Origin of the sequence: Shewanella sp. MBTL60-112-B2 (assembly GCF_019655055.1) — a bacterium.
In the GTDB taxonomy this organism is placed as follows: Bacteria; Pseudomonadota; Gammaproteobacteria; order Enterobacterales; family Shewanellaceae; genus Shewanella.
The window spans coordinates 63,802-83,186 of the sequence record NZ_BPFA01000017.1 but is presented as its reverse complement, the minus strand read 5'-3'; the positions used below and the strand labels follow the sequence as shown (position 1 = coordinate 83,186).

Below are 19,385 nucleotides of genomic sequence, written 5' to 3'. Positions count from 1 at the left end.
CAGAGGGAGGATTATAAAGTCAATTTTGACGGTTTGAGTACAAGTGGGGGACTGGTAATAAAAAACGCCCGAAGTGAACACTTCGGGCGTAGTTGTTATAGGTCTTCTTCTTTAGGACGCGGATAAGGTAGTTTTAACTGCCCCCAGCGGATCACTATCACTGTTGCAGCAAGTGTGAGAGTTGATAGTGATATCGCAATAATTCGCCAGTCATCCATGGCCTTCATATCTAAAATTAGATAACGCGCTAGGGCAACGATGGCAATGTACAGCGGCATGCGGATCGGTAATTTACCTGATTCGGCATAGTGAGACACCATTGCCAGTACTTCAAGATAAATAAATAGTAGAAGCAGATCCGCAAGTGCAACGGCACCTACATCAAAAATATGTTTAATCTCTTGTCCAATTGCTACAACAGTGGCAATTGCAATAATAATCAGTACTAGATGTTCGATGGCTTTAATACTTGTAATGCCATATTTTCGATACATTTTATCCATGATGCTCCCTAATGCAGTCGTTTGATAAAGGGTATCAGTAAATTGAAATAATGTGACATTATCGATGTGACAGCATTCACAATTGCGTTTTAAAATCCCATTTACCGATTTTGGTTGGTCACTATTTATTGCTAATTAAGTCGCTAATGCTCATTGGTTTTATCTTTTTATCAACCATAGCAGTAAACTGCTTACAAATGTCATTATTGTTAGTCTAGCCCTATCAAGGCGAATATTAGGTAAAAAACAGGTATAAAAAAACCGCCTAGAAGGCGGTTTAATTATCATTTCAAGCAAATTAACGCTTAAGTGCTTCGCTCAATAATGGGCGGAAAGACTTAACTAATGCAGTCGTTGTCTTTGGAGAACCAGCAACTATGTTGCCTGAAACTAGGTAGTTGTGGTTACCTGTAAAGTCAGTAACAGTACCACCTGCTTCACGTACGATTAGATCGCCTGCAGCGATATCCCATGGCTTTAGACCGATTTCAAAGAAACCATCAACACGGCCAGCAGCAAGGTATGCTAGATCAAGTGCTGCAGAACCGGCGCGACGCACGTCAGCAGATTGAGTAAATGCAGTTGCGAACAACTTCATGTAAGTTTCAGTGTGCTGCTTAGCTTTGAATGGGAAACCTGTCGCGATAATTGTTTCGTTTAAGTCTTTGTTCGCAACACGGATGCGGAAATCGTTAAGCTTAGCGAATTTACCACGTACAGCAGAGAACAGCTCATCACGGATTGGATCGTAGACAACAGCGACTTCAGTTTTGCCTTTAAATTGCATTGCAATAGAAACAGCAAAATGAGGAATACCTCTTACGAAGTTATTAGTGCCATCCAGAGGGTCAACAATCCAAACGTAATCTTTATTAGTTCCTTTATTCTCGCCACTTTCCTCACAAACGATTGTGTGGTCTGGGTAAGATTTACGGATCTGATACGTGATTGCTGCTTCAGCTTCCTTGTCTACGTTGGTAACGTAGTCGTTAACACCTTTTGAAGTCACTTCAACTCGGTCTAATTCCGCATAGGCGCGCAGAATAGTTTGGCCGGCAGCGCGAGCAGCGCGCACAGCAATAGTATGCATTGGAAGCATTGCAAATCCCCTGGATGTAAAAGAACGGATATAAATTATCGGAGGCGGATTATACTCTATTTGACGGTTATATCAAATGCTGATTTTTGTATAAGCAAAATGAGTCGCCTGTGGTAACATCCTTTCACGTGTTTTCTCAAAAAAATAAGTAGTTTCATGCTCAGCAATATTCGTGTCGTTCTTGTCGGTACTTCCCATCCAGGGAATATAGGTTCAACAGCCCGTGCTATGAAAACCATGGGTTTATCCACTTTATATCTCGCTGAGCCAAAGGTTGAGCCAGATGGACATTCGATTGCCTTAGCGGCAGGTGCTTCTGATATTTTGAAGCATGCAAAAACAGTGGCCTCTGTAGAAGAAGCTATTGCTGATTGTAGCCTTGTTATTGCAACCAGTGCACGTAGCCGTACTTTGGACTGGCCAATGCTTGAACCCCGTGAAGCAGGTGAGAAGCTAGTGGGCTCAGCCCTTAATGGCCCTGTTGCTATTGTATTTGGTCGTGAAAATAACGGATTGACCAATGAAGAGCTACAACGTTGTGATTATCACGTTGCTATTCCGGCCAACCCTGAATATACCTCGCTAAACTTAGCGCAAGCTGTACAAATCATTTGTTATGAGGCGCGAGTTGCGCATCTCGCACAAGTGGAAAGCGGTGCAGAGCCAACTCCTGTTGATGAAAACGATGACAATCTAGAAGCGTTCCCATCATCAAGAGAGCGTGAGAATTTCTTCGAGCATTTAGAAAACACCTTGTTGTCGACGAATTTTATCGTTAAGAATCACCCTGGCCAAATAATGACTAAGTTACGTCGTTTATTTAGCCGTACCCGAATTGAGCGCCAAGAGATGAACATCTTGCGCGGTATATTGACCTCGATTGATAAAGTCGTTGCCAAGACAGAGACTAAAGATAAGTAAGTAGTGCTAAAAAGGAAGTACCTAACATGGGTGTTATCGCAAGACTGAAAGACGACATAGCCTCTATTTACCATAGAGACCCAGCCGCAAACGGAACCATTGAAATTCTATTCAATTATCCGGGAATGCAGGCTATCTGGATCCACAGGGCAAGCAATAAACTCTGGGTCAGAAATTGGCGACTTTCGGCGCGATGTTTATCAACATTTTCTCGTTGGTTAACAGGGGTTGAAATCCACCCTGGAGCAACCATAGGCGATCGCTTCTTTATCGACCACGGCATGGGCGTTGTGATCGGTGAAACCGCGGAGATCGGTAACGATTGCACCCTGTATCATGGTGTGACCTTAGGCGGTACAACCTGGCAGTCGGGTAAACGTCATCCAACATTAGGTAATAATGTGGTGATTGGTGCGGGGGCTAAAATTCTTGGCCCTATCACCATGAATGATGGCGCGCGTGTGGGATCTAACTCTGTGGTAGTTAAAGACGTACCAGTCGATACGACAGTAGTTGGGATCCCGGGGCGCGTAGTGGCTACGCCATCAGCACAATCAAAAGAAACTTCTCAGCGCCGCACTGAAATGGCCAAGAAATATGGTTTCGATGCCTATGCAGTCTCGCCAGATAATCCAGACCCAGTTGCTAATGCTATTGGCCAGATGTTGGATCATATGCATCTAATGGACTCAAAAGTCCAAGAAGTCTGTCAAGCTGTACAAACTTTGGGCGGAAGTGTCTGTACTGAGAAGCTGCCAGAGCTTGATGTTGAAGATTTTAGCGATGCAGAAAATGCGGCAGCGCAGAAACGTCAGAAGTCTTTAGATGAGTTTGATCCCATTATCTAGAATAATGTGCGTTTAAAAACTTAAATGCCATTGAATCTTGCCTAATAAACAGGTTAAATACCCCAGCAAAATGACGGGGTATTTAACCTGTCATGATCCTTTTAATACTTGACCAAATTGCTGGGTTTTATACTTGACTAAAACAGTCGGGTATGTTGAAATTAGCTTATGCTTTTTTGGGAGACGTAGTAGCCATGAAACTTACATCGAAAGGTCGGTACGCAGTAACTGCAATGTTAGATGTTGCCATGCATTCAACCAATGGTCCTGTACCATTGGCCGATATTTCCGAGCGCCAAGGGATCTCTCTATCTTACCTCGAACAACTCTTTGCAAAACTCAGAAAAAATGGTTTGGTCTCAAGTGTACGTGGCCCTGGCGGTGGATATCGCCTAGGTACAGACGCCTGTGATATTTCCGTTGGGATGGTTGTACGTGCGGTTGATGAGTCTGTTGATGCAACACGCTGCCAAGGTCAAGGTAACTGCCAGAGTGGAACACGATGTTTAACCCATTCTCTCTGGGGAGATTTAAGTAGTCAGATTTCTGATTTCTTAAATGGCATATCGTTAGCAGGATTGATGCATAAAAGAGATGTGCAGTTTATCTCCGTTAAACAGGATAAATTGCAGCAGGAACAAAGGCTAAGTATCTAACAGCTTTTGTTATGAATATAAAAATTATTTTTTGTACGTTGTTAAGTGGTCTCCATTAGAGGCTACAAAGTACGGAGTGTGTGATGAAGCTACCTATCTATCTAGATTATGCTGCGACGACGCCGGTTGACCCTCGTGTCGCAGAGAAAATGATGCAATGCCTGACTATGGACGGCATTTTTGGCAATCCAGCGTCTCGTTCTCACCGTTACGGTTGGCAAGCTGAAGAAGCTGTCGATATCGCTCGTAACCAAGTTGCAGAGCTGATTAATGCTGACCCGCGTGAAATCGTGTTTACTTCAGGTGCGACAGAATCTGACAACCTTGCAATTAAAGGTGTTGCTCACTTCTACCATAAGAAGGGTAAGCACATCATCACTAGCAAGACTGAACACAAAGCCGTATTAGATACTTGTCGCCAACTTGAGCGTGAAGGTTATGAAGTGACGTATCTTCAGCCTGAGCCAAGTGGTCTAATTCCTGTATCTATGATTGAAGCTGCTATGCGTGAAGACACTATTTTAGTGAGCATCATGCAAGTGAACAACGAAATCGGTGTTATCCAAGACATCGACGCGATTGGTGAGCTATGTCGTTCACGTAAAATCGTATTCCATGTTGATGCGGCACAAAGCGCAGGCAAAATGCCTATCGATGTGCAAAAGACTAAAGTCGATTTGCTATCAATTTCTGGCCATAAAATGTACGGACCTAAAGGTATTGGTGCACTTTATGTAAGCCGTAAACCGCGTATTCGCCTAGAAGCAGCAATGCACGGTGGTGGACACGAGCGCGGCATGCGTAGTGGTACGCTAGCAACTCACCAAATTGTGGGTATGGGCGAAGCTGCTGCAATTGCAAAAGCTGATATGGACGTTGATAACGAGCGTATTCGCCGTCTACGCGACAAGCTTTGGAATGGTATCAACCATATCGAAGAAACATACATTAATGGTGATATGGAAAATCGCGCTTGCGGTAGCCTAAACGTCAGCTTTAACTTCGTAGAAGGTGAGTCTTTGATGATGGCATTAAAAGACTTAGCAGTATCTTCTGGTTCTGCATGTACTTCAGCAAGCCTTGAGCCAAGTTATGTTCTACGTGCACTCGGTCTAAATGATGAAATGGCTCATAGCTCAATTCGATTCTCAATTGGTCGTTTCACGACTGATGAAGAGATCGACCATGCAATAGAAACGATTAAAGAGTCTATTGGTAATTTAAGGGAAATGTCTCCGCTTTGGGAAATGTTCAAAGACGGTATCGATCTGGATTCAGTCCAGTGGGCACATCACTAACCTTAACTTAATTCACGAATAGATAAATTGGAGTAGTATCATGGCTTATAGCGAAAAAGTAATCGATCATTATGAGAACCCACGTAACGTTGGTTCATTTGATAAAAATGATCCGTCAGTGGTAACTGGCATGGTAGGCGCACCAGCTTGTGGTGACGTAATGAAACTGCAACTTCGCATCGACGATAACGGTATTATTGAAGACGCTAAGTTCAAAACTTACGGTTGTGGTAGTGCTATTGCATCTAGCTCGCTTGTAACTGAGTGGGTTAAAGGCAAAACAATTGAAGAAGCTGGCGCAATTAAAAACACTGATATTGCTGAAGAGTTAGCGTTACCACCAGTAAAAATTCATTGCTCAATTTTGGCTGAAGATGCGATTAAAGCCGCTCTTGAAGAGTACAAAACAAAGCAATCTAAGTAATACCTGGAGTTAAGATGGCAATTAGTATCACTCCCGCTGCGGCTGAACGGGTTAAGAATTTCTTAATCAGTCGCGGCAAAGGTCTTGGCTTACGCTTAGGACTTAAGACATCAGGTTGTTCTGGTATGGCTTATGTGCTTGAGTTTGTTGATGACCTTAATGACGACGATGAACTATATGATATCGATGGTGTGAAAATCATTATCGATGCTAAAAGCTTTATCTATCTTCAAGGGATTGAGTTGGACTTTGTTAAAGAAGGTCTAAACGAAGGTTTCCAATTTAATAACCCTAATGCGAAAGGTGAATGTGGTTGCGGTGAGAGCTTTACCGTTTAAACCATTAAAAAGTTAAACTATGAATTATTTCGAGCTGTTTAGTTTACTTCCTTCCTATGATGTCGACACCGCCTTACTTGCAGAACGCTATCGCGAACTGCAAAGGGCGGTTCATCCCGACAAGTTTGCCAACGCAAGCGAACAAGATAAACGTCTTTCAGTACAGCGCACTGCGCAAATCAATGACGCATTTCAAACGCTTAAAAATCCTATTCAACGTGCCGAGCACTTGCTAGCACTAAAAGGAATAGAGATTAGTCATGAAACCACCACGCTTAAAGACACCGTGTTTTTAATGCAGCAGATGGAATGGCGTGAGTCGCTTGAAGACATTGCTCATAGTGATGATCCTGATGATGAAATCGCAGCCTTATATGATTCGTTTGAGCAATACGCCAAGCAGATCACAGCACAACTAAAAGTGTTGTTAGTGAGCGATCTCGAAGCGGAACATTTGCAGGCCGCCGATCAAATTCGTAAACTCAAGTTTATGGCAAAATTACAAGACGAGTTGGCCAGAGTGGAAGACGCACTCTTAGACTAGCCAGCGGCGTTAATTTTTTAATATTGTTGGCTCATGATTTTGAGCCAACATTTTTTTAAGTGGATATTTATGGCACTTTTGCAGATAGCAGAGCCTGGACAGAGCGCTGCTCCCCACCAACATCGTCTCGCCGTGGGGATCGATTTAGGCACCACTAATTCACTTGTTGCTGCAGTGCGTAGTGGTGTGGCGAATACCTTACCTAATGAAGATGCTCAGCATTCATTACCTTCGGTTGTACGATATACCCAAGACGGTGTACAAGTTGGCCTAGAAGCCGAAGTGTTTTCTGCTCAAGACCCACAAAATACCATCGTATCTGTAAAGCGCTTTATGGGTCGTAGTCTTAACGACATACAATCAGGCGAACAGTCTTTGCCGTATGCTTTTGAAGCCAGTGAGAATGGCTTACCTATTTTTGTGACGCCTCAAGGTAAAGTTAATCCAGTGCAAATCTCGGCAGAGATCTTAAAACCGCTGGTGGCTCGAGCAGAGTCAACACTGGGCGGCACACTAGAAGGCGTAGTGATCACGGTTCCTGCTTATTTTGATGACGCACAACGTCAAGGTACTAAAGATGCGGCATCATTAATTGGCGTAAAGGTGTTACGTCTATTAAATGAACCAACTGCTGCTGCGATTGCTTACGGCTTAGATTCCGGTCAAGAGGGTGTCATTGCCGTTTATGATTTAGGCGGCGGTACCTTTGATATTTCAATTTTACGTTTAAACAAAGGCGTATTTGAAGTACTGGCAACCGGTGGTGATTCGGCGTTAGGTGGTGATGATTTTGATCATATGCTGCAAGCGTTTTTCATCGAGCAATGGCAGTTAACCAATGTTAGCGCTAGCTTAAACCGTACTATGCAAATTGAAGCTCGCCGGGTAAAAGAAGCGTTAACCGATTCAGCTGAAACCCTTGCAAGTGTGACTGATGATAATGGTGCTAATTTATCGCTATTAGTTACCCGAGAGCTGTTTGATAGTTTGATCAGCAAGCTAGTAAAGAAAACAGTTGCAAGTTGTCGTCGTGCATTGCGTGACGCCGGTGTGAGTAGTGATGAAGTGCTAGAAACTGTAATGGTTGGCGGCTCTACTCGTGTGCCTTTGGTACGCCAAGAAGTTGAAAACTTTATGGGCAAAACACCACTGACTACTATCGACCCTGACCGCGTAGTTGCAATTGGCGCTGCAATTCAAGCTGACATTTTAGTCGGCAATAAGCCAGAGTCAGATTTACTATTACTTGATGTTATTCCGCTATCGCTCGGTATCGAAACCATGGGTGGCTTAGTTGAGAAAGTGGTGTCACGTAATACCACTATCCCAGTTGCTCGTGCGCAAGAGTTTACCACTTTTAAAGATGGTCAAACGGCTATGGCCTTCCATGTGGTTCAAGGTGAGCGTGAGTTAGTGTCTGATTGTCGCTCGCTTGCTAGATTTACCTTGAAAGGGATCCCACCGCTTGCGGCAGGTGCGGCGCATATTCGCGTGACGTTCCAGGTTGACGCTGATGGTTTGCTTAGCGTGACTGCAATGGAAAAGTCAACCGGCGTACAATCAAGTATTCAGGTTAAGCCATCATTTGGTTTAAGCGATGAAGAAATTGGTAGCATGTTAAAAGACTCGATGGCTAATGCTAAAGAGGATATCACTCGTCGCATGTTAGCTGAGAAACAAGTCGAAGCTGCACGCGTGCTTGAGTCATTAAGCGCTGCATTGAATAAAGACGGTGAGCTACTGTCAGATGAAGAGCGCACAGCAATCCAAGCCGATATGGCATCACTTGCTCAAATTGCAAGTGAAGATGACGCTGATGCGATTGAAAAGGCTATTGAAGCACTAGATACAGCGACGCAGGACTTTGCTGCTAAGCGTATGGATAATTCAATTCGATTGGCTCTAAAAGGGCAGTCGGTTGACAATATATAGGTAAGGTTATGCCACAAATTGTATTTTTACCCCATGAAGAATTATGCCCGGATGGCGCTGTAGTTGAAGCGAATGTCGGCGAAACTGTATTAGACGTTGCACTGCGTAACGGTATTCATATCGAACACGCGTGTGAAAAGTCATGTGCTTGCACAACTTGCCACGTAATTATCCGTGAAGGTTTTGACGAGCTAGAAGAAAGTGATGAGCTAGAAGATGATATGCTAGATAAAGCATGGGGTCTTGAGCCTGAAAGTCGCCTTTCTTGCCAGTCTAGAGTACCTGAAGCTGATTTGGTTGTAGATATTCCAAAGTACACCATTAACATGGTCAGTGAAGGCTAAACTTTTCACCTAGTGTGAGATGTTTTGTGTAAGAGCCAGTAGCTAAGCCTACTGGCTTTTTTGTTTTAATCACTGATTGACACGACTCAAAACACCAAGTCCATAGGCTACAGTTCTCAGTTCCCAGATAACAGTACACAGCCCTAAGCCCTAGGATTGAGTCGCTGGGGAGCCATCAATTTACTCTTAGTTGGGCTAGACTAATTTGCTTTTGGCTAAGCAGAGGCATATCTCTACGCCGGACCTTTGATAAAGATGGAGAGAGAAGCTAGCTACATGCCGCAGCATTACACGGATTTTGAGTTCATTGTGAACCGTCCTGCTAGACCCTGTACTCAAGTGAGGCTGTGCTATCTTTAAATCTAGCTTGACTCAAGAGGCTGGTGGCTTAGCTAGGGTTTATCTATAGCTGTCTAGTGCAATCTGTAGCAAGCGTTAACTGAGATGCTGTCAGTGCCTCATCATCGACATTTATAAGCCTTATATTGCCTGTTATCCATTGAATGTTAACTTGTCATCGGTATTTAACCAGCGTGTCGCTATCCATGTTTTATACTCAATTAAGTTTGAACCGAAAGGAGAGCTAATATGGAGCTTAAGTGGATTGACTCACTAGAGATTGCGCTGCAACTAATAGATAAGTACCCAGATGTTGAGCCTGAAAAAATTCGTTTCACCGATCTTAGTGAGTGGGTATTAGATTTAGAGTGTTTTGATGATGACCCAAATCATTGTAATGAGAGAGTGCTTGAGGCGATTCAAGCAAACTGGATTGCTGAAAAATGACCCTAACTATTCGATGTGGTTAAAGTGTGACCTGTATCTTGTCTAGCTGGCTTAGTGAACATAAAGTAGCCTTGTATTGATCCGTATCAAGAGGCACTAGGCTGATTGACTTTAGCCTAGAGTCGAGTTTTATGGACTCTAAGCTCAGACACTCATTACAACATTAATTAAAAGGGACGTTCCTATGCGTAAGTTACTATTAGTAGCCTTGTTATCTCCCATGACAGTTATGGCGCATGAAGGCCATGGTGGTATTGGTTTATTCCATCACCTAGCCGATTTAGCGCCAGCAATTGCCTTATTAGCCGTGATAGCAGCAGGCTTTATTTGGGTAAAAAAGCGAAAGTAGCGTACTTTGGACTGATGAGCGTCTATTGTCATTCAATTGTTTAGTTAATGCTGTTTTATCTAATTAAATCGGTTGTGATTGATTGGAAGTGTGAGCTAATCGCGATTTTCTCGTTTGGACAGCGGACTTATCTCAACAAGTTTATGGCTTAAGGGTAGGCAATAGGGCTTTAATTTCGTATAATCCGCGCGAAAATTAAAACCCGTTTACATAAGAAGGAAGCTTTTCATGGCTATCGAACGTACTTTTTCTATCATTAAGCCTGATGCAGTTGCAAAGAACCACATTGGCGCTATCTACAACCGTTTTGAAACGGCTGGCCTGAAAATCATCGCTTCTAAAATGATTCACCTAAGCAAAGAACAAGCTGAAGGTTTCTACGCTGAGCACAGCGAGCGTCCGTTCTTTGGTGCACTAGTAGCATTCATGACGTCTGGTCCTATCATGGTGCAAACTCTTGAAGGCGAGAACGCTGTTCTAGCTCACCGTGAAATCTTAGGTGCGACTAACCCAGCTGAAGCGGCTGAAGGTACAATCCGTGCAGATTTCGCAGAAAGCATTGATGAGAACGCTGCTCATGGTTCTGATTCAGTAGCATCTGCAGAGCGTGAAGTAGCTTACTTCTTCAGCACTGAAGAGCTATGCCCACGTACTCGTTAATTCGAATGCGTGAAAAAGGAGCCGAAAGGCTCCTTTTTTTTGTCTTTTTTTGGCGATTATAGCGACCCGAGTAATACCAATGAGTATAAGAATTTGATCTAATCAGAGCGATTTTCGCAAACTAATTCAAGGGGAATAGCTGCAATAATGACTATTACCTTATAAAAGCTATTCAACGCAGAAGTCGGCAGCCAAAAACACTCCAGAATGGCGAGTTTTAGCTGTTCTGATCGTGTGACTCCTAAGGTTCAAGAGGGAGCTTAACCCTACTATGCTCTTCACTCGTTGCGAGCAGCATGGATGCTGCGAATATTATTAATGCACGACTATATGGGTATAGGAGGTACGAAACCAAGGATGGTCGAAGGTAGAATAATGCAGAAGCAATTATCGAGAGTCACGCAGGGTAGTTACCTAGGAGCATTTAAAGACCTTGCCTCAGAACCGCTAAACTCTCGCTGAGTGACTAAATGTTTATACTGATTGGTATAAAAGCTGCTCTAAAGCTGGGAGCGTAGCATCTCCAAAATGGTGTTACTTAGCGATATCGAATCGAGAATGACACCAAGTTCTCTATTTTAAGCTTGCGCAATCTTAGAATTGTAATCTAGTTGCCACATATAAATTATCTTCGCCTTCATGCTTACGCTCTGTGGCAGCTGTTAATGCTTTAAGACTACTAGGCTCTAAAAGAGAACCAGCCATTTAGTTCTGTTGCTGCTGGTATTAGGGGAAGGAGTTATGCTATTAAGTCGTTGCCGCTATTTCGCTCCATTCGTAAATGCTAATGATTTACATACTCAATATTAATTCTCCCCATTCTTTATCCTCTGTATTAAGCCAGTAGTTTACAAATAGACATTTAACAATAATTGACGATTTTTTATGGAGCTTGATATTTAACTTTTCCATATTTTAGATAGATTAATTCATTGTTAACAGTCTGCATTTAATTAACATATAACTAATAAGCTTTATATTTATCTGATACAACCAGTTACTTGATGTGAACGGGTTGTTAAATTTGCCTTGACTGTTTTTTATATAAACATCCCTGATTCTATATGTGTCCCCAGCTACTTAAGTAACTGGTTAATTTATTTTTATAACATGTTTAGTGTGTTTTTTAATCTTTATAGTTGCCCTTTTGTTAACTGTCTTTATAATTGCGTAACAACTGTAACGGCTGTTGTTACGTTGTTTTGATGCCTGGTGCCTCTTTATTTTTTTGCTTATTAAGTATTTGTTTTTTAAGGTTTTTTGTGTTTCCGTTATTACTTTGGGGTATGTAACTTGTATCAAATAATCTCTTTTAGGTTATTTTTTTGTAATGACAGTTGACTTAAAAGTTAAATTTGAACAGTATTTATTACGAAGTGTTTAACTTCCTTTTTAAAATAATAAATAAATATAACTGTTCCGACGTTGTTATATCGGAATATGAGGGGATAAATATGAACTCAGTAACCTTAACCGCAAAAGCAGTACGTCGTAGCTTTATAGCCGCTGCCGCGACAAGTGTTGCTTTATCTGGATTTGCATTTGCAGAAGAAGCTGCGGATGAAAAAGTAGAACGCATCGAAGTAACCGGTTCGCGTATTAAGCAAGTTGACATGGAAACTGTATCTCCAGTTACAGTTATCAGTGCTGCAGATATCGCAATGACTGGTGAAAAAACAGTTGCAGACGTTTTAAACAACTCAGCAGTAAATAGCTTTGGTTCATGGCGTGGAATGTCTGGCTACGGCTCAGGCGGCAGCGCAACAAGTAGTGTTAACCTTCGTGGTCTAGGCTCTTCTGCGACACTTGTGTTATTAGACGGCCGTCGTATGCCGGGTACCAGTTCAAGTTCTGGAGCGGTAGCCGATACATCTCAGATCCCAATGGCGATTGTTGAACGTATTGAAATTCTACGTGATGGCGCATCGGCAGTTTATGGTTCTGATGCTGTTGCTGGCGTAATCAACATTATTACTAAGAAAGACTTTGATGGTGTTCAGCTAGATTTTAGTACTGAGCAGCCAAGTATTGAAGGCGGTGATGCCAACCGTTTCTCATTAGCTACGGGTTTTAACACCGACAAAGGTAACATCACTTTTACTTACGAGTATTACGATACTAAGAATGTGATGGACCGTGATGTTTGGGACATGAATGACCCAACGTATAGCGATTATAGTTCTTTCAGCTCAGTGCCTAACGGTTATTACAACACTGGCGAGAAGAATGATGATGGTAAAGACATCTATGCATTCTATTCAAACTCAGAGATGTGTGAGCAGACTGAAAACGTATCTAACGGTACCGATGGCGCGAATAACGGTCGTTGTTACTACAGCTACGGTGAAGTGACTAAGTTATTTGGTGATGTGACTCGTAACTCATTTATGACTAATTTTAGTTACGATGTTGCAGAAGATATTCAGTTCCGTGGTCGTGGTTCAGCGTCATTTACTGAAACTCATACCCGTTATGCTGGTACGCCAGTATCGACAAACTACCCAGTCATGGACGCTGATAACCAGTATAACCCTACTGGTGAAGACATGACTATTTACATGCGTTCAGTACAGATTGGTGAGCGTGACACACTGACTGAAACAAATAACTTCGATATTCTAGGTGGGCTAGTAGGCTTCTCTGATGTAGGTAATGGTCTAGACTGGGAAGTCAATCTACAGCACTCAGCTTCTACTACAAATTCATTTAACTATAACCTTATCAATGACAACATCATCCAGAGTGAAATTGATACAGGTGAGTACGACATCTTTAACACTCAAGGCTTAGCTTATGATGAGTGGGAACAGCAAATGGCAGGCCTTTATGGGGCCGCAGCTCACACAGGTGTTTACCAGGGTAAATTTGAAAGTACACAAATTGACGCACTTGCTTCAACATTGATTTTCGAAAATGATGCAGTATCACTAGCTATGGTTGGTGGTGTTGAATATGAAATGATTAGCTTTGAGCAAACAAGTGACCCTGAGTCTGCTGCAGGTATCATTTCAGGTGGTTCTGGTGGTGATGATGTTGATGCAACACGTGACCGTTCTGCGGGTTATGTAGAATTCCAGATGGGGCTGCCTGCAAACGTTGAACTTTCAGCAGCTGTACGTTATGAGCGTTATGAGCAAGAAGGTAACTTAACAGGTGCAACGGGTGAAGTGACTGAGTCATCTACATTTGATGCAGTTGTTCCTAAGTTTGGTTTGAGCTGGCGCCCAGTAGATTCACTATTACTACGTGCTAGCTACGGTGATTCATTCCGTGCTCCAAACATGGGGGAGATGTTCTCTTCACAGTCACTAAGTTTCGAAAGCGGATATGATCCAGTATGGTGTGGTGCCAACGGTGATGATGCAGACGCAGATTACTGTTCGCCAACCAACCAATATAAAACTTGGTACGGTGGTAACCCAGACCTAGAAGCGGAAGAAGGTAATTCGTTAACCGTTGGTGGTGTGTGGAACGTAACCGATGAGTGGAACGTTGAGCTGTCATACTACTCAATCGTCTATGACAACAAGATTGAATCAGTTGGTATCGATGACCTGTTATATGATGAGCAGATTAATGGTGGTTCAGATAAGATCCATCGTGGAGCAGACGGTAAGATTGAGTACATTGAAGCGGGTGTAGAAAATATTGCTTCAGTTGAAACATCGGGTCTAGATTTTGTGACTGCTTATAACCTAGAAACAGGTTTTGGTGACTTTAACTTTAAACTAGATGTTTCACACATTTTAGCGTTTGATAAGCAAGCAGATGCGACATCTGAAATGGTTGAGTATGCAGGTACTCAGGATTACCCAGATTGGCGTGGTAACTTCGCTGCTAGTTGGTACTTAAACGACTTCAACGCAGCTTGGACTACGGTATACATTGGTAGTCAATCAGGTCAAGATCTTCGTGATGAAGGTTATGACTATATTGTTGACGTACCAAGCTACTTCAAGCATAACTTCCAGGTGGGTTACACCCATGATTGGAACGGTAGCATCACAGTGGGTGTGAACAATATCTTTGATAAAGAAGCACCAAGCTGGTATGACTTCGCCGGTTACCGTGACACAAATACGGGTCTATACGATGTCTTAGGACGTACTTATTACCTAAGATTGAACCAGAAGTTCTAATCGTTTAATAACTAAATAAATTAGTTAGATAATAAAAAACCTCCGCAATGCGGAGGTTTTTTTATGGAAATTAGCCACTCACAAAGACGGCGAGTAACTCATATGTACTCGTACGTATTATACCAATCAGTATAAGAATTTGATCTACTCAGAGCGATTTTTGGCAAACTAATTCAAGGCGAATAGCTGCAATAATGGTTATTCCCTTAGAAAGCTAATCAACGCAGAAGTAGGCAGCCAAAAACGCTCCAGAATGGCGAGTTTTAGCGATTCTGATGCTGAGGCTCTTAACAAACAAAGAGGAAGCTTGAACCTAGTTCAACTATGCCCTTTACTCGTTGCGAGCTGCATGGATGCAGCGAATGTCATTAATGCAGGAGCATTTAATGACCTTGCCTCAAAACCGCTAAACTCTCGCTGAGTGACTAAATGTTTATACTGATTGGTATTAGTGATTAAGTCTTAACTCTTGTCTGTGTTGACGTAGGAATTGGCCACTGCAGCTAATGCAACGTTGTTCTAATGGATCCTTCGCTAAATGATCAGGCTCGATATCACTTTCACAATCACTGCATACACCGTATAAACCAATCTCAAGTTGACACCGCGCCGCATCTAGGCTCATCAACTTAATAAATAATGGATGCTCGCATAGGTGAACATCAGTCATGACTTGAATGAGCTCACAAAGAGAATAATTTTGCTGGTCCATTAGCTTGGCTTGCATTTCGGGGAGTGCACCAATCTTTGATCTTAGTTCCGACTCGATAGCGGATAAGGTTTGTTTGATTTGGTTAGTACTCACTAGATTGCCTACATTAATGACTTTACGGCTTGTTAGTCTAAACGTGCAGGCGTGAGGCGTTATGATAGAGATCAATTCAGCGCTATATTTTGTCAATATAGCGCAATAAAATGCCGGTTATTTGGCTAGATTGTCTTGTGCGCGTCGTAACACGTCAATAATCTCTTCAGCCGTTTTAAACACTCTTAGCTCTCTAAATAGTTCATCAGCTTCGCTATATTGACGATTTAAATAGCCAAACCACTGTTTGATCCGGGCGGGGTAATAAGTACTCTTCCTTCCCTCTAATTCTCGATTCGTATACTCAAGCATGAGATTGAGTGATTGTTCCCAAGTGTAAGTGTCATCGCCTTTTATGTGTGCGGCAAGGTTTGGCAGTGAAATAGCTCCGCGTCCAACCATGATACTGTCACAGCCTGTTACGCTCATACAGCGCTCGGCATCATCTCGATTCCAGATCTCGCCATTCGCAATGACGGGAATGGGCAACTTGGCATTAATGTCAGTAATATATTCCCAATAAGCAGGAGGCTTATAACCATCAACCTTGCTGCGAGCATGGACTGCAAGTTCACTTGCACCAGCTTCGTAAATAGCAAGGGCATTCTCCATATATAAAGACTTATCGTTAAAGCCTAAACGTATTTTGGCTGTAACAGGCTGGTGGCTTGGCACTGCATCACGCATCGCCTTTACAACTTTATATAATTGCTCTGGATATTGCAGCATGATGGCACCGCCATTACTGCGATTGACCATCTTTGCTGGGCAACCAAAGTTCACATCCACACCATTTGAACCAAGCTCTACCGCTCTAAAAGCATTTTCTGCCATCCAGTCAGGATTTTGGCCAAGTAGTTGTACCCGTACAGGCGTGCCAGATAATGTCTGTGCGCCATTTTGCAGCTCAGGGCAAATACGGTGGAATACTTTGTCAGGCAGTAGTTGGTCTACTACACGAACAAATTCGGTGACCATTAGGTCATATGGGTTGATGGCAGAGAGGATCTCTCGCATTAAGTCATCTACAACGCCTTCCATAGGCGCCAAAATTATTCGCACTGAATAGTCCAACATATCGGTATTTTTAAAGGCGCTGCATTCTACCCCATCCTAAACTGTCGGCCAAATAGACTTAAACATTTTATCTACTGTCAATCGATGCTAACTCAATTGTAGCTGTAAATGTTAATTCATCAGAGGGCGGGACATGTCTGCAGCAGAGGCGTGAAACTAGCAAGATTGATAAAAAATTCAGTGTAAACATTCAACTATGCTTAGTTCTTATGTAGATGATTATTTGACCTAGCAGCTTTATTGAGCCATAAATGTGATGAATGTAAAATTTGTGAAATTTAATTGTTGGTTGACGGGTCTAATTTAGCAAGCCAGCAAAATGCCTTGTTGGTAACCGATACCATATTGATATGTATAGAGGGAAGAGATTATGAAATTAGTTAATAAAACTGCAATCACTGTAGCTGTAGGTGCTGTTGTAATGGGAAGTGCTTTAGCTGGCAGTGTTCAAGCAAACCCATTTGGCTACAGTGAAATGCCAGCCGGTTACCAACTGTTAGAGGGCGAGGGTAAGTGCGGCGAAGGTAAATGCGGTGCCGATAAGAAAAAGGCTAAAGAGGGCAAGTGTGGCGAAGGTAAATGTGGTGGCGACAAAGCTAAAGCCAAAGAAGGTAAGTGCGGCGAAGGTAAATGTGGTGGCGACAAAGCTAAAGCCAAAGAAGGTAAGTGCGGCGAAGGTAAATGTGGTGGCGACAAAGCTAAAGCCAAAGAAGGCAAGTGCGGCGAAGGTAAATGTGGTGGCGAAAAGAAAGCCAAAAAAGAAGGTAAGTGTGGTGAAGGTAAATGTGGCGGCGCTAAATAGTTTTTCTTGGTAGTTATGCAGGGTCAGCATATGCTGGCCCTGTTTGTTTAGCTGATTCAGTGGTAAATGGGCGACAATATGACACATAGCAGTAAGGTGAATAAGGGACAAGTTGGCTTAGGTCTTAGACGGGAAATGCTGGATGAAATGTGCCAGTCTGTACCAAGTGCGATCGATTTTTTTGAAATAGCCCCAGAGAACTGGATGACATTAGGCGGTAAGTTTGGCCGTCAATTTAGAGAGCTAACTGAAAAGCATGAGTTCTATTGTCACGGCTTATCCTTATCGATAGGCAGCCCTGCACCATTAGATGTTCAGTTTGTTAGAAGCGTTAAAAACTTTCTAGATCTGCACCAGATAGAAACCTATTCAGAGCATTTAAGTTACTGTTCTGGTACTGGGCATATGTACGATTTAATGCCGATCCCCTTTACCTCTGAAGCTGTGATGCATGTCGCTGAGCGAGTAAAGCAAGCAGAGGATATTATTGAGCGACCTTTAGTGCTTGAGAATGTGTCATTTTACGCGGCACCTGGGGCTGAAATGTCAGAAGCTGAATTTGTCACTAGTGTTATGCAAGAGGCTGGTTGTAAGATGCTTTTAGATGTTAATAACATCTATGTTAATTCGGTCAATCATCAATATGACGCGCTCGAATTTTTAAAAATGATGCCGACAGACAAAATCGCCTACTTACATATCGCGGGGCACTATGAAGAAGCTGAGGATTTAATCGTCGATACTCACGGTGCTGATATCGTTGATCCCGTTTGGAAGTTACTCGCTGCATGTCACCAGCATCACGGCGTGTTTCCAACCTTGTTAGAACGAGATTTTAATATCCCACAAACCAGCGAATTATTGTTAGAGATTAATCAGATCCATGACTATCAAAACCGCTACTTAGACAGCTTAAAAAGGAGTGCCTAATGAGCTTTGTTAAGGTGCAGCAGAATTTTATGGACTGCATTAAAGATCCTTCTCGCCTACCTCCAGAGGGGATTGAAGCTCGGCGGATGAAAATCTATCGCGAGCTGTTTTTCAATAATATCGATGGTTTTATTTCAAATGCTTTCCCAGTACTAAAGAGCTTGTACAAGCAACAAGATTGGTTAGATTTGGTGCAAAAGTTTTTTGTCACGCATGACTGCCATACGCCTATATTTTTAGAGATCTCTCAAGAGTTTCTAGTATTTCTGCAAACAGAGTATGAAGCTACAGAGCTCGATCCCCCCTTTATGCTTGAGTTAGCACACTATGAATGGTTGGAGTTAGTCGTAGCGGTAGCCCAAGATAGTGCGCAGCAGCGACTCATTGCGCCAAGCGATATTGAAACTAAAAAGCTCTGTGTTGCGGCGACCGCTCAAGTTGCTCAATATGCTTATGATGTTCAGCATATAAGCCCAGATTACCGACCCCAAGAAGCTGCATCTGAGCCACAATGCTTTTGTATCTATCGTGATGCAGATGATGAGGTAAGTTTTTTAAATTTGAATCCACTTACAGCACAAGTACTAGCGTATATGGCACAACATGAAAGTGTTGATTATCAAGAGTTAGTAACTTGGTTACTGCAAACCTTTACTCATATTCAAGCAGATGTTTTACAGCAAGGTTGCTTACAATTACTTATTGACTTGAGCCATAAGGGAATTATTAGGGAATTAATGGCTAAATAGACTTCCTATTCCTGTGATGGAACTCTATAATGACCGCAAAAATTGATCTAGATCAATAAAAGTGGTTAGCAATAATAAGAGAGGAAGTCATGAGTCAGCCGTTTAAAGACCCATTTAACATTGTTTATTTTATTGGTTTTATCCTTGTAATGCTTATTCCTACATTACCCGCGAGCCTTTC

The 19,385-nt window shown here is 42.5% G+C and carries 20 protein-coding genes; 16 read left to right on the top strand and 4 right to left on the bottom strand.

Features of this window, described 5'->3' with window-relative positions; all coding sequences use genetic code 11:
- Positions 1-95: 95 nt before the first annotated feature.
- Both K5Q73_RS12275 and suhB read right to left on the bottom strand, forming a co-directional pair.
- On the bottom strand, positions 96-503 hold the full coding sequence (locus K5Q73_RS12275) for a phosphate-starvation-inducible protein PsiE (RefSeq protein WP_220762932.1): 408 nt from the start codon (positions 501-503) through the stop codon (positions 96-98).
- A 298-nt stretch (positions 504-801) separates the two neighbouring features.
- Positions 802-1,602 carry an inositol-1-monophosphatase gene (gene suhB, locus K5Q73_RS12270; protein WP_220762930.1) on the bottom strand — a complete coding sequence of 267 codons (801 nt, stop codon included), beginning with the start codon at positions 1,600-1,602 and terminating at the stop codon, positions 802-804.
- A gap of 156 nt (positions 1,603-1,758) precedes the next feature.
- On the opposite strand from suhB, the gene trmJ reads away from it, so the two are divergent.
- From trmJ to K5Q73_RS12205, 13 genes are all read left to right on the top strand, one after another.
- Complete coding sequence (gene trmJ, locus K5Q73_RS12265) at positions 1,759-2,523, top strand: tRNA (cytosine(32)/uridine(32)-2'-O)-methyltransferase TrmJ (RefSeq protein ID WP_220762928.1); 765 nt, start codon at positions 1,759-1,761, stop codon at positions 2,521-2,523.
- A 26-nt stretch (positions 2,524-2,549) separates the two neighbouring features.
- Positions 2,550-3,371: a serine O-acetyltransferase gene (gene cysE, locus K5Q73_RS12260; RefSeq protein ID WP_220762925.1), complete on the top strand. Its 822-nt coding sequence runs from the start codon at positions 2,550-2,552 to the stop codon at positions 3,369-3,371.
- A gap of 194 nt (positions 3,372-3,565) precedes the next feature.
- Positions 3,566-4,027, top strand: a complete 462-nt coding sequence (iscR, locus tag K5Q73_RS12255) for a Fe-S cluster assembly transcriptional regulator IscR (RefSeq protein WP_012154738.1) — start codon at positions 3,566-3,568, stop codon at positions 4,025-4,027.
- A gap of 83 nt (positions 4,028-4,110) precedes the next feature.
- Positions 4,111-5,325, top strand: a complete 1,215-nt coding sequence (locus K5Q73_RS12250; protein WP_220762924.1) for an IscS subfamily cysteine desulfurase — start codon at positions 4,111-4,113, stop codon at positions 5,323-5,325.
- Positions 5,326-5,365: 40 nt separating this feature from the next.
- Complete coding sequence (gene iscU, locus K5Q73_RS12245) at positions 5,366-5,749, top strand: Fe-S cluster assembly scaffold IscU (protein WP_028767228.1); 384 nt, start codon at positions 5,366-5,368, stop codon at positions 5,747-5,749.
- 14 nt (positions 5,750-5,763) lie between these two features.
- Entirely contained in the window at positions 5,764-6,087 is a 324-nt protein-coding gene (gene iscA / locus K5Q73_RS12240) for an iron-sulfur cluster assembly protein IscA (protein WP_220762922.1), read from the top strand.
- A gap of 19 nt (positions 6,088-6,106) precedes the next feature.
- Positions 6,107-6,631 (top strand): co-chaperone HscB, encoded by a 525-nt coding sequence (gene hscB / locus K5Q73_RS12235; protein ID WP_220762919.1) that lies wholly within the window; start codon positions 6,107-6,109, stop codon positions 6,629-6,631.
- Positions 6,632-6,700: 69 nt separating this feature from the next.
- Complete coding sequence (gene hscA, locus K5Q73_RS12230; protein WP_220762918.1) at positions 6,701-8,563, top strand: Fe-S protein assembly chaperone HscA; 1,863 nt, start codon at positions 6,701-6,703, stop codon at positions 8,561-8,563.
- 8 nt (positions 8,564-8,571) lie between these two features.
- On the top strand, positions 8,572-8,907 hold the full coding sequence (fdx, locus tag K5Q73_RS12225) for an ISC system 2Fe-2S type ferredoxin (RefSeq protein WP_028767232.1): 336 nt from the start codon (positions 8,572-8,574) through the stop codon (positions 8,905-8,907).
- A 588-nt stretch (positions 8,908-9,495) separates the two neighbouring features.
- Positions 9,496-9,693 (top strand): Fe-S cluster assembly protein IscX, encoded by a 198-nt coding sequence (iscX, locus tag K5Q73_RS12220; protein WP_220762916.1) that lies wholly within the window; start codon positions 9,496-9,498, stop codon positions 9,691-9,693.
- 184 nt (positions 9,694-9,877) lie between these two features.
- Positions 9,878-10,042, top strand: a complete 165-nt coding sequence (locus K5Q73_RS12215; RefSeq protein ID WP_220762914.1) for a hypothetical protein — start codon at positions 9,878-9,880, stop codon at positions 10,040-10,042.
- A gap of 228 nt (positions 10,043-10,270) precedes the next feature.
- Positions 10,271-10,702, top strand: coding sequence for a nucleoside-diphosphate kinase (ndk, locus tag K5Q73_RS12210; protein WP_220762912.1), 432 nt, complete (start codon positions 10,271-10,273; stop codon positions 10,700-10,702).
- A 1,454-nt stretch (positions 10,703-12,156) separates the two neighbouring features.
- Complete coding sequence (locus K5Q73_RS12205; RefSeq protein WP_220762910.1) at positions 12,157-14,841, top strand: TonB-dependent receptor; 2,685 nt, start codon at positions 12,157-12,159, stop codon at positions 14,839-14,841.
- Positions 14,842-15,289: 448 nt separating this feature from the next.
- Here K5Q73_RS12205 and K5Q73_RS12200 read toward each other — a convergent pair whose 3' ends face one another.
- Both K5Q73_RS12200 and dusC read right to left on the bottom strand, forming a co-directional pair.
- Positions 15,290-15,646, bottom strand: coding sequence for a TraR/DksA family transcriptional regulator (locus K5Q73_RS12200; RefSeq protein ID WP_220762908.1), 357 nt, complete (start codon positions 15,644-15,646; stop codon positions 15,290-15,292).
- A gap of 117 nt (positions 15,647-15,763) precedes the next feature.
- Positions 15,764-16,708, bottom strand: coding sequence for a tRNA dihydrouridine(16) synthase DusC (gene dusC, locus K5Q73_RS12195; protein ID WP_220762906.1), 945 nt, complete (start codon positions 16,706-16,708; stop codon positions 15,764-15,766).
- 385 nt (positions 16,709-17,093) lie between these two features.
- On the opposite strand from dusC, the gene K5Q73_RS12190 reads away from it, so the two are divergent.
- The 3 genes from K5Q73_RS12190 (at position 17,094) to K5Q73_RS12180 (ending at position 19,204) form a co-directional block, all read left to right on the top strand.
- A complete protein-coding gene (locus K5Q73_RS12190; RefSeq protein WP_220762904.1) occupies positions 17,094-17,525 on the top strand; it encodes a hypothetical protein in 432 nt (143 codons plus the stop codon).
- A 78-nt stretch (positions 17,526-17,603) separates the two neighbouring features.
- Positions 17,604-18,455, top strand: a complete 852-nt coding sequence (locus K5Q73_RS12185) for a DUF692 domain-containing protein (protein ID WP_220762902.1) — start codon at positions 17,604-17,606, stop codon at positions 18,453-18,455.
- Positions 18,455-19,204, top strand: a complete 750-nt coding sequence (locus K5Q73_RS12180; protein ID WP_220762900.1) for a DUF2063 domain-containing protein — start codon at positions 18,455-18,457, stop codon at positions 19,202-19,204. The genes K5Q73_RS12185 and K5Q73_RS12180 overlap by 1 nt, the downstream gene beginning before the upstream one ends.
- The last annotated feature ends 181 nt before the right edge of the window (positions 19,205-19,385 follow it).

Bases quoted from the DNA above. Each gene is read 5' to 3' on its own strand.
- K5Q73_RS12275 (WP_220762932.1), bottom strand. From the start codon at position 503: ATGGATAAAATGTATCGAAAATATGGCATTACAAGTATTAAAGCCATC.
- suhB (WP_220762930.1), bottom strand. From the start codon at position 1,602: ATGCTTCCAATGCATACTATTGCTGTGCGCGCTGCTCGCGCTGCCGGC.
- trmJ (WP_220762928.1), top strand. From the start codon at position 1,759: ATGCTCAGCAATATTCGTGTCGTTCTTGTCGGTACTTCCCATCCAGGG.
- cysE (WP_220762925.1), top strand. From the start codon at position 2,550: ATGGGTGTTATCGCAAGACTGAAAGACGACATAGCCTCTATTTACCAT.
- iscR (WP_012154738.1), top strand. From the start codon at position 3,566: ATGAAACTTACATCGAAAGGTCGGTACGCAGTAACTGCAATGTTAGAT.
- K5Q73_RS12250 (WP_220762924.1), top strand. From the start codon at position 4,111: ATGAAGCTACCTATCTATCTAGATTATGCTGCGACGACGCCGGTTGAC.
- iscU (WP_028767228.1), top strand. From the start codon at position 5,366: ATGGCTTATAGCGAAAAAGTAATCGATCATTATGAGAACCCACGTAAC.
- iscA (WP_220762922.1), top strand. From the start codon at position 5,764: ATGGCAATTAGTATCACTCCCGCTGCGGCTGAACGGGTTAAGAATTTC.
- hscB (WP_220762919.1), top strand. From the start codon at position 6,107: ATGAATTATTTCGAGCTGTTTAGTTTACTTCCTTCCTATGATGTCGAC.
- hscA (WP_220762918.1), top strand. From the start codon at position 6,701: ATGGCACTTTTGCAGATAGCAGAGCCTGGACAGAGCGCTGCTCCCCAC.
- fdx (WP_028767232.1), top strand. From the start codon at position 8,572: ATGCCACAAATTGTATTTTTACCCCATGAAGAATTATGCCCGGATGGC.
- iscX (WP_220762916.1), top strand. From the start codon at position 9,496: ATGGAGCTTAAGTGGATTGACTCACTAGAGATTGCGCTGCAACTAATA.
- K5Q73_RS12215 (WP_220762914.1), top strand. From the start codon at position 9,878: ATGCGTAAGTTACTATTAGTAGCCTTGTTATCTCCCATGACAGTTATG.
- ndk (WP_220762912.1), top strand. From the start codon at position 10,271: ATGGCTATCGAACGTACTTTTTCTATCATTAAGCCTGATGCAGTTGCA.
- K5Q73_RS12205 (WP_220762910.1), top strand. From the start codon at position 12,157: ATGAACTCAGTAACCTTAACCGCAAAAGCAGTACGTCGTAGCTTTATA.
- K5Q73_RS12190 (WP_220762904.1), top strand. From the start codon at position 17,094: ATGAAATTAGTTAATAAAACTGCAATCACTGTAGCTGTAGGTGCTGTT.
- K5Q73_RS12185 (WP_220762902.1), top strand. From the start codon at position 17,604: ATGACACATAGCAGTAAGGTGAATAAGGGACAAGTTGGCTTAGGTCTT.
- K5Q73_RS12180 (WP_220762900.1), top strand. From the start codon at position 18,455: ATGAGCTTTGTTAAGGTGCAGCAGAATTTTATGGACTGCATTAAAGAT.